This window comes from Virgibacillus pantothenticus (genome assembly GCF_018075365.1).
GTDB classification, from domain to species: domain Bacteria; phylum Bacillota; class Bacilli; order Bacillales; family Amphibacillaceae; genus Virgibacillus; species Virgibacillus pantothenticus.
Genome location: NZ_CP073011.1, coordinates 2,457,671 through 2,472,024 on the forward strand (window position 1 = coordinate 2,457,671; position 14,354 = coordinate 2,472,024).

12 protein-coding genes and 1 riboswitch are annotated in these 14,354 nt (G+C 38.0%); all 12 genes read right to left on the reverse strand.

Annotated features, from left to right (window positions below):
- Positions 1 to 7: 7 nt before the first annotated feature.
- The gene (gene sufC, locus KBP50_RS11525) at positions 8 to 793 is read right to left on the reverse strand and encodes a Fe-S cluster assembly ATPase SufC (RefSeq protein ID WP_050352422.1); all 786 of its coding nucleotides are present in this window, start codon (positions 791 to 793) and stop codon (positions 8 to 10) included.
- A 633-nt stretch (positions 794 to 1,426) separates the two neighbouring features.
- Positions 1,427 to 1,597, reverse strand: a complete 171-nt coding sequence (locus KBP50_RS11530; RefSeq protein ID WP_156875382.1) for a YuzK family famiily protein — start codon at positions 1,595 to 1,597, stop codon at positions 1,427 to 1,429.
- Positions 1,598 to 1,799: 202 nt separating this feature from the next.
- Entirely contained in the window at positions 1,800 to 2,627 is an 828-nt protein-coding gene (locus tag KBP50_RS11535) for a MetQ/NlpA family ABC transporter substrate-binding protein (protein ID WP_050352421.1), read from the reverse strand.
- A 28-nt stretch (positions 2,628 to 2,655) separates the two neighbouring features.
- Positions 2,656 to 3,324 carry a methionine ABC transporter permease gene (locus KBP50_RS11540; protein WP_050352420.1) on the reverse strand — a complete coding sequence of 223 codons (669 nt, stop codon included), beginning with the start codon at positions 3,322 to 3,324 and terminating at the stop codon, positions 2,656 to 2,658.
- Positions 3,314 to 4,345, reverse strand: coding sequence for a methionine ABC transporter ATP-binding protein (locus KBP50_RS11545; protein WP_050352419.1), 1,032 nt, complete (start codon positions 4,343 to 4,345; stop codon positions 3,314 to 3,316). Before KBP50_RS11545 ends, KBP50_RS11540 begins: the two co-directional genes overlap by 11 nt.
- 98 nt (positions 4,346 to 4,443) lie before the next feature.
- Positions 4,444 to 4,555, reverse strand: a riboswitch (SAM riboswitch).
- Positions 4,556 to 4,686: 131 nt separating this feature from the next.
- Complete coding sequence (locus KBP50_RS11550) at positions 4,687 to 4,998, reverse strand: thioredoxin family protein (protein ID WP_050352418.1); 312 nt, start codon at positions 4,996 to 4,998, stop codon at positions 4,687 to 4,689.
- A 22-nt stretch (positions 4,999 to 5,020) separates the two neighbouring features.
- Complete coding sequence (locus KBP50_RS11555; protein ID WP_050352417.1) at positions 5,021 to 5,377, reverse strand: toprim domain-containing protein; 357 nt, start codon at positions 5,375 to 5,377, stop codon at positions 5,021 to 5,023.
- A 520-nt stretch (positions 5,378 to 5,897) separates the two neighbouring features.
- The gene (gene gcvH, locus KBP50_RS11560) at positions 5,898 to 6,278 is read right to left on the reverse strand and encodes a glycine cleavage system protein GcvH (RefSeq protein ID WP_050352416.1); all 381 of its coding nucleotides are present in this window, start codon (positions 6,276 to 6,278) and stop codon (positions 5,898 to 5,900) included.
- Between the two features lie 442 nt (positions 6,279 to 6,720).
- Positions 6,721 to 7,077 carry an arsenate reductase family protein gene (locus KBP50_RS11565; protein WP_050352415.1) on the reverse strand — a complete coding sequence of 119 codons (357 nt, stop codon included), beginning with the start codon at positions 7,075 to 7,077 and terminating at the stop codon, positions 6,721 to 6,723.
- 1,250 nt (positions 7,078 to 8,327) lie between these two features.
- Positions 8,328 to 10,112, reverse strand: coding sequence for an acyl-CoA dehydrogenase family protein (locus KBP50_RS11570; protein ID WP_050352414.1), 1,785 nt, complete (start codon positions 10,110 to 10,112; stop codon positions 8,328 to 8,330).
- A gap of 124 nt (positions 10,113 to 10,236) precedes the next feature.
- The gene (locus KBP50_RS11575) at positions 10,237 to 11,412 is read right to left on the reverse strand and encodes an acetyl-CoA C-acetyltransferase (RefSeq protein ID WP_050352413.1); all 1,176 of its coding nucleotides are present in this window, start codon (positions 11,410 to 11,412) and stop codon (positions 10,237 to 10,239) included.
- A 17-nt stretch (positions 11,413 to 11,429) separates the two neighbouring features.
- Positions 11,430 to 13,829, reverse strand: coding sequence for a 3-hydroxyacyl-CoA dehydrogenase/enoyl-CoA hydratase family protein (locus KBP50_RS11580; RefSeq protein ID WP_050352412.1), 2,400 nt, complete (start codon positions 13,827 to 13,829; stop codon positions 11,430 to 11,432).
- Between the last annotated feature and the right edge of the window lie 525 nt (positions 13,830 to 14,354).

The following is a 14,354-nucleotide window of genomic DNA, read 5'->3' on the forward strand; positions in this document are numbered from 1 at the left end:
CCTTACATTACGCATTTTGCTCAACAGTATGGTCTTCGATACCAAGCTCTTCTTTGATCCACTCATAACCCTCTGACTCAAGACGTTTTGCTAATTCTGGACCGCCAGATTTAACAACACGACCTTGCATCATAACATGTACAAAATCTGGAGTTATATAGTTTAATAAACGTTGATAGTGAGTAATAATCAAGCAGCCGAAGTTGTCATCACGAAGCTTGTTAATACCTTTAGAAACAACCTTTAACGCATCTATATCCAACCCAGAGTCGATTTCATCTAAAATCGCAATTTCCGGTTTTAACAACATAAGCTGAAGAATTTCATTACGTTTTTTCTCCCCGCCTGAAAAACCTTCATTTAGATATCTTTGTGCCATGTTCTTATCAATCTCTAAATAATCAAGTACACTGTCCATTTCTTTAATAAATTTCATTAAAGAGATCTCATTTCCTTCGCCCCGGCGAGCATTCATAGAAGAACGTAGAAAGTCGGAAGTGGTAACACCGCTAATTTCACTAGGGTATTGCATAGCTAAAAACAATCCAGCTCTAGCACGCTCATCTACTTCCATTTCCAATACATCTTCTCCATCTAATAAGATGCTTCCTTCAGTAACTTCATACTTTGGATGCCCCATGATAGCAGAAGCTAGTGTAGATTTACCGGTACCGTTGGGCCCCATAATTGCATGGAATTCTCCACCTTTTATTGTTAGGTTGACACCTTTCAGTATCTCCTTGTCTTCGATTGATACATGTAGATTCTTGATTTCTAGCGTTGATCCAGCCATATTTATACCTCCAAATACATTATTATAATAGTCACATTGATATGAACGTGATATTCATTCTCAATTTATTCTCATTACAATCTTAAATCATTTCGAATTTATTATCAACTCTTTTAGAACAGGAAATCATATGTAGGTTCTAGGTGCATCATTTCTTCTAAGTGAGAAATAGAATAAAATAGGAGCATTTATTTAATTCGCATCACCAAAGCAAAAAACATAGCATTTACTTTCACGTTTCCCTTTATTTTTCTTTTATTTCTACATGTAGACTACCATCTACTACAACAGTTAGCAAACAAGTCTGCTCATCATAGAATAAGATTTTTACGATGCGATCCGAAAATAATGAAAAGCTTATATCTATAAGGATTTTAAATCAAAGAAATAAAGTGAATCTTCCATTAGTGTGGGTATTCATTCCCACACGGCTTGTTCGTACCGTAATGTATGACCTATGGCTTTTTAGAAATAGGGCATTTAGATGCTGTTATCTCCCAATTAGACTTGTTGCAGTACAGATTATCCAACAGTCTACAGCACCTTATATACGGGATAAGCATAGGCAAAAGGCCGTCTATGCCATGTGCACAAACGCCCTTTTGCCTGTTATCTATCTCGTTTTCAAGATGGTTATCTGCTTTGTTGGTTGATATATGCTGCTGCAAAAAGCTTACACTTCTGGTGATCTTGCTGACGTTTTCTTTCAACTGCCAGTCGTTGCTTCAGCTTACGTTGATATTCAGCAAAGCCAATATGGTGTGATTGTTGCATTGCCTTCTCCATTTCAGAAGTGTACTTCATTTTTATTCCGCTATGAATAGGGAATCATCCTTTCTTGATCTCGACTCATAATAAGATTATCATAAGACAGGTTCCCTGTTCAAAACGCATTTAAACGCGTCTTAGCTCAAATAAACGATTCATTTTTAATTATCGACAGAAAAGGATGGCGATATCTACATATGCGTTAACATACGCTGTATCTTATCGAATTCCTTCTCGATTATTCTTTTCCACCTACCGGAACAACAGCGCCATCATATTTTTCTTCCATAAAAGATTGAATTTCTTCTGATTGTAAAATTTCTGCCAATTTATTTAATGCCTCATCGTCTTTATCTTCTTTCTTAACAGCTAGCACATTCACATACGGTGAATCTTCATCTTCAATAAACAAGCCATCCTCTGTTGGCTTTAATCCCGCATCAATAGCATAGTTTGTATTAATAGCAACTAGAGCATTTTCTTCCCTTTCATAGTACTCTGGAAGGGTAGCTGCTTCATATTCAGGTGAAAACGTTAAATTCTTTGGATTTTCGGCAATATCATCAATCGTAGCTTTTGCTTTATCTACACCATCATCTAATTTAATCAGTCCCTGCTCCTCAAACAAAGTTAAGATACGTCCATGATCTGGTACAGAGTTACTCATAATTACTTCCGTGCCCTCGGGGATATCATCAATGCTGGAAATACCTTTAGAATAGACACCAATTGGCTCAATATGAATACCAGCAATATAATCAAGTTCATATCCCGTATCACTTATTGTTTGTTCTAAAAACGGAATATGCTGAAAATAGTTTGCATCAATCTCTCCTCTATCTAAATCATCATTTGGCAAAACATAGTCCTGATATTCACTAATTTCAAGAGTGATGCCCTCTTTTTCCAATAATGGCTTCGCCTCTTCTAAGATTTCTGCGTGCGGTACACTGGAAGCACCGACAATGATTTTATTATCGTCCGCTGTTTTATCATCCCCGCCACATGCTGCTAAAACACTTCCAAGACTAATAAGAAATAGAATAGATAGAATGTATTTTTTCATTTTGTACGCTCCTCTTTTCGTTTTTGAATTATCTTTTATCTAATTTGCGTGTAATAAAATCACCAATAAATTGAAATAAAAATACGATCAGTACAATAATAATGGAACAAAGCAGGACGATATCAAAATCTCTGCGCTGGAATCCGGAATAGTAGGCGTAGCTTCCTAATCCACCAGCACCAATGGCACCTGCCATTGCTGTATAGCCAATAAGTGCAATCGCCGTAACCGTAATACCTGAAATTAATGCAGGCATCGCTTCAGGTAACAATACTTTAAAAATAATCGTTCTTGTTTTTGCTCCCATCGCTTTGGCAGCCTCGATAACACCTTTATCCACTTCTCTTAAAGCAATTTCGACAAGCCGCCCATAAAATGGTGCTGCGCCGATGATTAATGCCGGCAACGCAGCATTAGGACCACGGATCGTCCCAACGATAAAATCGGTAAATGGGAATAAGAGCAGTATTAATATAATAAATGGAATGGCGCGAAACACATTCACGAAAGTGGCTGTTAAAAAGTTAATCCACTTATTTTGCCATAACCCCCCCTTATTTGTAAGGAATAATAGCAAGCCAAGCATGATGCCAAAAATAAATGTCCCGATTAGTGCAATAATCGTCATATAAAATGTTTCATAAGTTGCTTCCATAAAATCTTCTATTTTAATTGTAGAAAATAGGTCAGTCAACATTACGGATCACCTCCAACTCCACAGAGGTTTCTTCAGACACGTGCTGGATTGCCTTAGCGATTTCTGCCTCATCACCGGTCATTTGGATAAATAAAGTACCATACGCTCCAGCTTGTGTGCGAGTAATTTTTCCTTGTAAAATGCTAATATCAATATCGTATGTTTTCACAAGCTTACTGATTAAAGCATCGTTTGTTGTTTCGCCAACAAAATGAAGACGAATAAGCCTGCCTTGCTTAAATGTGTTGATTAGATGTTCGAACTCATTCTCAGCTTCAGCATCCCCCATCAATTGTTGGACAAACTTTTTCGTAACATTGTTTTTCGGATGAGAAAATACGTCCAAAACATTGCCGTGCTCCACTACTTTTCCATTTTCCATAACGGCAACATGGTTACATATTTTCCGAATGACATGCATTTCATGCGTAATCAAAATAATAGTTATCCCTAACTGCTTATTAATATCAACAAGCAAATCCAATATCGAATTCGTTGTTTCAGGATCTAAAGCTGATGTTGCCTCATCACAAAGTAATACAGAAGGTTTATTTGCCAATGCACGTGCTATACCAACTCGTTGCTTTTGTCCACCGCTTAATTGCGAAGGGTATGTTTTCTCTTTGCCAGATAAGCCAACTAAATCAATTAATGATTGCACACGTTGTTGCCTTTCTTCTTTTTCAACTCCAGCGATCTCCAATGGGAAAGCAATATTATCCTCTACCGTGCGTGACCATAGTAAATTGAAATGTTGAAACACCATTCCAATATCTTGTCTTGCCAGACGCAGCTCATTCTTTTTGAGTGCAGTTATCTCCTGCTTATTAATATAAACTTTTCCACTTGTTGGCTCTTCTAGACGATTAATTAATCGTACAAATGTACTTTTTCCAGCACCACTATAACCGATCACACCAAAGATATCTCCTTGCTCAATCGACAGGGTAACATCGTCTACAGCTGTTGTTTCTGTCTTGTTTGCAGTAAAAACTTTACGCAAACCCTCAATCGATATCACACCTACTCCTCCTTCTTAGCTCTTCCTATTATGCCCATATAAGCAATTAAAAACGCCTTTCTGAAGAGAACAGAAAGACGTATGAATGTCAAAATGTCCCCTCATCTATCAAGGTTTATCACCTTGCAGGAATTAGCACCTTTCAAATAGTTCTATTTGAAGGTTGCCGCGGGTTCACTGGGCCAGTCCCTCCACCGCTCAAGATAAGAGTAAATTATTATTTAATTGGAATAGAAACTATAATAGCATGTTGCTTTCCATCTGTCAATATACTTTTTTGGGTTCATCATCACTTTTTGTAAAATTAAATCACAAACAATGGTGAAGAGACATTTATTGTATTAGAATGCAAACATTTCCGGTTTATGCTTTAACAAATATTGATAAATATTTGCCACATCTCGAAACGCATAAATTTTTTCTACTATTTGTCCATCTTTCTTAATAAGCAAACAAGGTACGCTTTCCACTTGATATGTTTGCATAAATTCTGGATGTAGCGAAGCGTTCATTTCTAAAAACACTTCTTGCTTTTGCATTTGTTCAATTTTAAGCAACATGCTTTTAGCTAGGTTACAAGTTCCGCAAAGCGGCGTGAAAATATAGAGAAAGTAATCAGATTGCTGCAATTGCACTTTTGTTACCTGTTGCAAACTATCACCTTTTTACTGTAATTTAAATCAAAAAGATAGGGTTAACCGCTATTCTTTTACTTACTAATACTTGCGCTAAAACATTTTCCGGCGTGGTTGCGACTTCCCGGTACTCACTGCTTACATATACATGCTCGGCATGGGGTAATTCTCTTGCTAATTGTTTACGAAGCTTCATACCAGAAGGGTCTTCGTCTACAAGAATATAAACTTCCTTATCATCTAATGCGTACTCCTCCAACATTTGGTCAAATCGTTCCACCCCGAGGGTTCCATTTGTGCAAACAATCGTCAAATCTTCCGCAAGTACTTTATTTACTTGCTTTTTATCCGTTAACCCTTCCACAATCAAAACCTTCTCTGATCCATCTGTTATCATCACATAGCACTCCTTGGAAAATCAAGCGACAAGCTTGCATATGCAGAGAGAGCATTGTTTTATTATTAGATGCCGTTCAAAAAACAGAGCAAATTTCCATTTACATACAGTTCGAACAATGGTATGTGCTTTGCAAAATGAATGTTATGCTCGTAGTGGATGTCTGACTTTTTAACGTATCATTATATAATAAAAATAAGTCTTCTGCAATTCATTTATGTCCATTGTCATCCATGATTCGCTTGTAGTTTATGTTAAAATCATCCAATTATTAATCGTTCTCCATTTATGCGTATCTTGAAAAAAGAGCCATTTTAACATCATGATGTTCAGACTAATTATTTAAGTATATAAGTACTTGCTGATTGATTTACTTAAAAAATGAAACAGTATCACTTTATAGTCAAACTTTTTTATAACAGAACCTTAAATAAACAATCCTAACTTTTCTATTTCGTTACATTTATTTTAGTAAAAACAAAGCTGATTGCAAAATATTGCATATCAGCTATTGAATTATTTATTCACTTATCATTTCTTCATATGCTTCTGCAGATAATAAATCGTCCAATTCGGCTTCATTTGTTGGCTCTACAACAAGCATCCATGCATTTTCATATGGTGATTCATTTACAAATTCAGGACTGTCTTCCAATTCTTCATTTACCTCGACTACTTTACCACTGATGGGAGCGTATAGTTCCGACACCGTTTTCACGGATTCTACACTACCAAAAGGCTCATTGATTTCTAATTCATCACCAACTTCAGGAAGTTCAACAAATACAATATCTCCTAATTCGTCTTGGGCAAAATCAGTAATACCAATACGTACATTTCCATCTTCTTGTTTTACCCATTCATGCTCTTTTGAATATAGTAATTCCTTTGGTACGCTCATATATATTCCCCTCCAAATGATATATTCCACTTTCACTATACAAGGTTCAGAGTCATTTATCCAGTATTTATTTTCTATATTCTCTATAGAAACTGTTTGAAAATCTAGTCCATTCAGTTACAAATAAATAGTCACTTTAAAAAACTTGCATTACACCCGGAATAAAGGTGCAAGCGCCTGTTTAGCAACGTAGCGGATGGAACGAATCAACTAAAGATAAAGGAATCATGCCACTAAAAACAGGGGTATGCCGACGCCTGAGCGGCAAGCCCGTTTTTAGTCGGCCCTCCTCTTTGCGAACCGTTGAGGCCTTATCGTAGGGCGCATTTCTAAAGTCGCCTAGTTGCTGGGCTCATGCGCCGGACGTGGCTATTCGGTTATTTCGTTATCTCCAAGCACCTAATTTGATACCCTCTTATCGTATAAAATAAACAAGCAATCCTTACAGCCAATTTTTTGCAAATTCTTCTTCTTTATATCCAACAGTCACTTGAGAGCCATCGGTTACGATTGGTCGCTTAATTAACATACCGTCCGATGCTAATATTTCTGCCATTTCCTCGTTTGTAGCATCTGCTATTTTTTCCTTTAAATTCAGCTCTCGGTATTTCTTACCACTTGTATTAAAAAACTTCTTTGCGGGCAGCCCACTTTTCTGGATTAGATCAAGTAATTCCTCTTTAGTAGGCGGGTTTTGGACAATATGTATAGGCTTATAATTCACTTGTTGATTTTCTAACCATTTCTTTGCTTTTTTACATGTACCGCAATTCGGATACCAATAGAAAGTTAACATCAAATTGCAACCCCCATTCAATAATATGTTCCATTATACCAAAATAGACAAATGTTATTCGAATAAAATGAGTCCGTTTTACAATATTGCTTAAATACACTTTTTGGTAACTTTACATTGTTTTAAAAAACAAGAGCTGAAAATCCTAATCTAGCGAAGATTTCCTTTTCCTTTCATAAAAAATGCTTTATACAAATATACAAATGTATGTGCATAGGGGAATAACAAATACAGAAGAGATTAGGACATAACTAACACAGCTGATTAAAAAAACGAACCATAAAGTGAATCTTCAATCGCTGTGAGTTCTTTCAACCCCTACTTATTTTTAGTACCACAAGAGTATAATCTAAAGGCTACTAAACGAGTCGGGAATTTAGGTGCCGTTATCTTCTAGCTTAGCTTGTGGTTGTATGATATCGCCAACTCCTGAAGTGGAAGTCTTACAGCGCCTTATATGCAGGATAAATGGATAGTTCGGCTTTTGCTATATCGAATTTGCTTATGTCCTTGGCTTACCTGATGAAAAGGGGTATTTATTAAAAACCTGCAAACTGATGTTAAATACTTAAACTATTAAATCGTATAACTTGAAGCAATTTTATCTTGTTCGTTAGCAAAATGCGTAAGTTTTAGAGATTGTCTATTTGTGAACTTCGGCGAATTTACATTTAAATCCATGAATCAGAACCAATTATCCATATTTTTTTCTGTCCACAACGTTTAAATATTCAAATGGAAGATAGTATAATTTGAATGCTCTAAGGGGATTAAGATAACCTTAATGATAATCTTGATCGCTAAGCTAGCTTCGCTGTTTAATGTCGGGAAAGAAGTTAGTTTAGGAAAATTTGGGCATCGTTCGACAAGTTCTACTATAAACGCCTATCGCACGAAAAATAGGAGATGATAATTTTCTAATCTTAACTTTGCAACGAAGAGGGAAACTCGCCCGTTCCAGTAAAGCAGGAGAAAAGCTGGAGATACATCAAACGCTTACCTATTGCTGACGATAGAATGAAAAGCGTGAGCCGACATCCCTGGATACTGACCTCTCGACTCCTAAATTAAGCCCGTAGAGGTTCTATACATTTAGCTACCCTTTCCTATTAAATAGCGAGAGCCTTTATAAGGAATTAGCAGGTATTTCTTGTTTCGCTTTTTGCTTAACAAGCCTCCATCAATTATTACAAGGAAAAAAGACGAGCTAATCTAACATAGTCATAGATTTAGCCCGTCTTTTTATTCCCTTTTTATAAAGTATATTTTTCTTCTTCAATGATAGCAGCGGCGATTTCCCGTTTTCTTGCTATCACATTTGTTGGTGTATGACGTGTTAATTTACGTAAGGTAGAAAGCATCATTCGTAGTGTGTCTCCCTCTTCTACTGCGATTAGCGTTTCTTTAGCATTTGCCTCCATACGGTTAAACGCTTCTTGCACGTAAACTTGTGTATACCATAATTTTTGCTTACTCTTTTCCTCTCCATCTCGATGGATTGCTTTTTCGGTACGAAGAATAGCTGACTCCATATTATAAACTTCTGCTACCATATCAGCCAGATTTACAAGGATTTCCTGCTCATGCTCGATGTTTTGCATGAATTTCTGTGCTGCTAAACCTGCACCAAGTAAGACCATTTTCTTCGCATTTTTGAGTAAATGTTTTTCCTGCTCTAATGCAGCAGTGCCCACTTCTTCTGGCATTAGCATCATTAGTTCTTCTTGAAGGGATTGGGCTTTTTGCAGTAGTGGAAGTTCACCTTTCATTGCTTTTTTCAACAGCGTTCCAGGAACTAACAAACGGTTAATTTCATTCGTTCCTTCAAAAATGCGGTTGATGCGTGAATCACGATACATCCGCTCTACCTCGTATTCTTGCATGAAGCCATAGCCACCATGTAATTGAACAGCTTCATCTGCTACGAAATCCAAAAGTTCTGTGCACATATACTTATTCATAGAACACTCAATCTGATATTCTGCAATCGCTCTAGCAACTTCTCTACCATCATTTAATTGCTCATCCGTAAGTGCTCCCATCCGTTGTTCAAATAATCCAACAGTACGATATACTGCACTTTCATTTGCATATGTTTCTGCTGCCATCGTCGCTAGCTTCTCTTTTGTTAGTGAAAAGCTTGAAATTGGCTTGTTAAACTGTTTTCGTTCATTTACATATTTCACAGCTAATTCAATGCCCCGTTTAGCCCCACCAACACCACCAATTGCCAGCTTATAACGTCCAACATTTAAAATATTAAAAGCAATAATATGACCGCGACCTTTTTCTCCTAATAAGTTTTCCACTGGTACTTCCGCATCCTCCAATATTAATGTACGAGTAGAGGAGCTTTTGATTCCCATTTTCTTTTCTTCAGGTCCAGTTGATACTCCAGGGAATTCACGTTCCACGATAAATGCAGAGAAGTGTTCGCCATCGATCTTGGCATAAACAATAAACACATCAGCAAAAGCTGAATTGGTAATCCATTGCTTTTCCCCATTTAAAATATAATGTGTTCCTGCTTCATTTAACACCGCTGTAGCTTTTGCACCTAAAGCGTCAGACCCTGAGCTTGGTTCTGTTAAAGCATATGCAGCTAACAATTCTCCAGTAGCCAGTTTGGGTAAATACTTCTCCTTTTGTGCGTTATTTCCGAAAAATACAATCGGTAATGAACCTATCCCTACGTGCGCACCGTGGGTGACCGAAAAGCCACCAGCAAGAGCAAATTTTTCCGTAATCAATGACGAACTAATTTTGTCCAATGCTAAACCGCCATATTCTTCTGGAATATCTGCCCCTAACAGACCAAGCTCCCCAGCCTTCTTCAATAATTCTACTGAATGTTCGAATTCATGATTTTCTAGATGGTCGACTTTTGGAATGACTTCACCAACTACAAATTCTTCCGTTGTTTTTGCAATCATTTTATGCTCATCCGTGAAATCCTCTGGAGTAATGACATCATCTGCTGTTAAGTCCTCAACTAAAAAACCGCCGCCTTTAAATACCTTTTCCTTTGTTTCGCTCATATATATAAACCCCTTTTCTATGCTTTTTTAAGTCCTGAAATTTTCCCCTTAAAAAACTTACACCCCGTAACAACATCTACCTCTTGTAATGTCCTATTATTATATAAGTGTCGTCGTTTCTACCCTATAACAGCTCAAAAACACCTGCTGCTCCCATGCCGCCCCCAATACACATGGTTACAACACCATACTGAACTTGCCTACGTTTCATTTCATGCATAAGCGATAACGTTAGCTTCGTGCCTGTCATCCCAAGCGGATGCCCTAGTGCTATCGCACCGCCGTTTACATTTACCTTATTTATATCCAGATCCAAAGCTTGAATGACACGTACAGCTTGCGATGCAAATGCCTCATTTAATTCAAATAAATCGATATCTGATAATTCAAGGCCTGCAATTTCCAATGCCTTTGGAATTGCTGCCACTGGGCCAACGCCCATAATTTCTGGTTCAACACCGGCTACGGCAAACGAACGGAATTTAACGATCGGTGTTAATCCCTCCGCTTCTGCTTTTTCCCTGTTCATTACTAAAACCGATGCTGCCCCATCACTCATTTGCGATGAATTTCCTGCTGTCACCGTTCCTTTAACATGAAAAGCAGGTCTTAATTTAGCTAATATCTCTGTAGACGTTTCAGGACGCACCCCTTCATCCATCGCAAACGTCACTTTCTTTTCTTCTGGTTTATTTTGATCATTGATAAATCGATGCGTTACCTCAACAGGAACAATTTCATCGGTAAATTTCCCTTCTTCTATAGCCTTGGCAGCTCGTTCGTGACTTCGTACTGCAAAGGCGTCCTGATCTTCTCTAGAAATTTGAAACCGATTTGCTACTTCTTCCGCTGTATGCCCCATACTCATATAATATCCTGGTGCATCTTGTACAAGTTTGGAATTTGGCTTAATAACATGACCACCCATTGGAATTAGGCTCATCGACTCTGTGCCACCTGCAATGATCGTATCGCTAGCTCCTACCATAATTCGTTCTGCGGCATAAGCAATACTTTGCAACCCTGATGAGCAATAACGATTAATCGTAATTCCTGGAACATCATGGTTTAAGCCTGCAAGCCCAGCAATATTTCTGGCTATATTCATTCCCTGTTCCGCTTCAGGCATGGCACAACCAATGATGACATCATCCATATTTCCATTATAGTTGCCAGCGCGTTTTAGCGTTTCCTGAATCGTTAGTGCCGCTAGATCATCTGGCCTCGAATGAGCGAGTGACCCTTTTTTTGCCTTACCTACAGGGGTTCTTGCACCCGCAACAATTACTGCTTCCTTCACAATAGTTCCCCCTTTAGTTAATTTCGTAATGGTTTCCCTTTGACCAACATATGTTGCATCCGTTGTTGCGTTTTTGGCTCACCGATCAAGCTTAAAAATGCCTCTCGTTCTAAATCTAGCATTACTTGTTCATCTATCTTTATTCCTTCTTGAAGACGTCCACCTGATAAAACATAAGCTAGTTTCTCTGCCATTTTTACATCATGCTCTGATGCATAGCCGCTTAAATGCAAGTTTTTAGCGCCTAATACCATAGCTGCATAACCTGCATCTCCAACTACTGGGATCTTTTCTCTTTTTGGAGCCTGGTAACCAGATTTAGCCAGTGCTAACACATTTTCCTTTGCGTCATGTAAGAGATGATCCGGATTAACACTAATCCGATCACCTTGATCTAAATAGCCATTTTCACGTGCTTCAGCAGCAGAAGTGGACACTTTCGCTGTTGCTACTTTTTCGAATACATCATTTGCAACCTTCGTAACATCAAATGCAATCCCTTTTGGCAAGTGACGGAGCATTTTTAAATATAATTCCTTCGTGCCACCGCCTCCAGGGATCAGCCCAACACCAAATTCAACAAGTCCCATGTACGTTTCCGACGAGGCCTGAATAGAGGCTGCTGGTAATGAAACTTCCGCACCGCCACCAAGTGTCATATTAAATGGAGCAACAACCACAGGTTTATTCGCATATTTGATTGCCATCGTCATATTTTGAAATTGACGAATCACCATATCCAGTTCAAAGAAATTATCATCTTGAGCTTCCATCAGCATCATGGCAAGGTTAGCCCCAACACAGAAATTCTTACCCTGATTACCAATGACAAGCCCCTCGTAGTTTTTCTCCACTTCATCAATAGCAAAGTGAACCATTTGTATAATATCTAAGCCGATGGCGTTACTTCTTGAGTGGAACTCTAAACATGCTACACCATCGCCTAAATCTATCAGACTAGCTCCGGTATTTTTTTTAATGACCCCCTGCGCCTCTTTTAATCTCCGTAAATGAATTTCTTTTTGATTAACTGACTTTTCTTTATACGTTCCTTGATCATAATAATAAACAGTTCCATTTTCTGTTTTATAAAAAGATTCGTTACCTTCCTCTAATAATTGTAAAACCCATTTAGGAATTACTTCCCCTTCCGTTTGCATCCGTTCTACTGACTTACGTAACCCAATTGCATCCCACGTCTCAAATGGTCCTAATTCCCAGCCGAAGCCCCACTTCATCGCATCATCGATAGCCGCAATATCATCGGCAATTTCACCAGTTAATTCGGCAGCATAAAGGAATACTGGCTTTAAGATCGACCAAACAAGCGCGCCTGCACGATCATCTTTTTGTGATAGAAGCGTTTTCAATTTACGCTGTAATCCTTTTTCCTGCTTTGCCATCTCCGTTGCTGCTGTTTTTAGCTTTTTCCGTTCTTCATATTCCAATGTTTCTGGATTCAATTCGTAAATCGTGCTACCGTCTTTGCCCTTTTTCTTTAAAAAGAAACCTTGACCGCTTTTAGCGCCTAACCAGCCTTTTTCTTGCATAGTTTGCATAAAGTCTGGCACAGTAAATACCTCTTTTTCTTCTCCGTCTACTTGGTCGTATACATTTTTAGCTACATGAATAAACGTATCTAAGCCAACGACATCAAGAGTACGGAATGTTGCGCTTTTTGCTCTTCCAATCATCGGTCCAGTTACAGAATCTACTTCTCCCACACTGTAACCACCACGAAGCATTTCTTGAACAGTAATTAGCAAACCGTACGTACCAATCCGATTGGCAATAAAGTTAGGTGTATCCTTTGCTTCAACGACTCCCTTCCCTAAAACGTTTTCACCAAACTGTTTCATAAATGCAAGTACTTCAGGATCAGTATCTTTAGTCGGTATAACTTCAAGCAATTTCAAATATCTCGGTGGGTTAAAAAAATGCGTGCCAAGGAAATGTTTACGAAAATCTTCAGAACATTCACTGGACATTGCTTCTATGGATATGCCCGAAGTGTTTGAGCTGACAATCGTTCCCGCTTTGCGATATGACTCTACATTTGCAAATACTTTTCGTTTAATATCTAAGTTTTCAACAACAACTTCGATAATCCAATCTACATCAGCGAGCTTTTCCATATCATCTTCCATATTCCCTACTTCGATTAAATCAAGGCTTTCTTTGGTTGTAATGGGTGAAGGTTTTTGTTTTAATAATGCCTTTTTGCTGTCTGTTGCAATTCGATTACGAACAGATGGATCAGCTAAGGTTAACCCCTTTTTTTCTTCCTCTTTCGTTAACTGTTTCGGTGCAATATCAAGCATGAGCGTTGGTATACCAACGTTAGCCAAGTGTGCTGCAATCCCCGATCCCATTACCCCAGATCCTAAAACAGCTGCACGCCTGATTGATTGCTTCATAATTTATCCTCCCATCCACATTTTTGAATGAATACTCATTCATTTTATGTCGAAAATAAAAAGATAGTCTCCTATCTACTTAATTATAACTATAAAGTATTTACTGATATTTCGCAACAATTATAAACATTTTTTTATGGAGTAAAGTTATACTTCATTCAGTAGTGATTCCTCCTCCTTCTACGAATAGAAATAAACCAACGGCTAATATCTTAAGTTCCCTTGAAATAGAAAACAATTTTACTGCGCGAGCGAATGCGTTGCTAACGTAGCTTTCCCTGGGCTTGTTGCAATCGTTTAGTGATTGGCATCTTACCAAATTGGGTGAAGCGAGTATTTGGCGCCGGTATCTCCCACTTAGATTTTATCGTTAATTTGAAGGGGAATTTCATGGAATCTTACATTCAGAGTAAACAAACTTCATTTAGTGGAGGTTTACTTTCTCTTCCACTAAATGAAGTAAACGATATACTAAAATATTCTTTGTCCGCAGATCAAGTAAATCTTCAATCGTAGGGGGTTTCA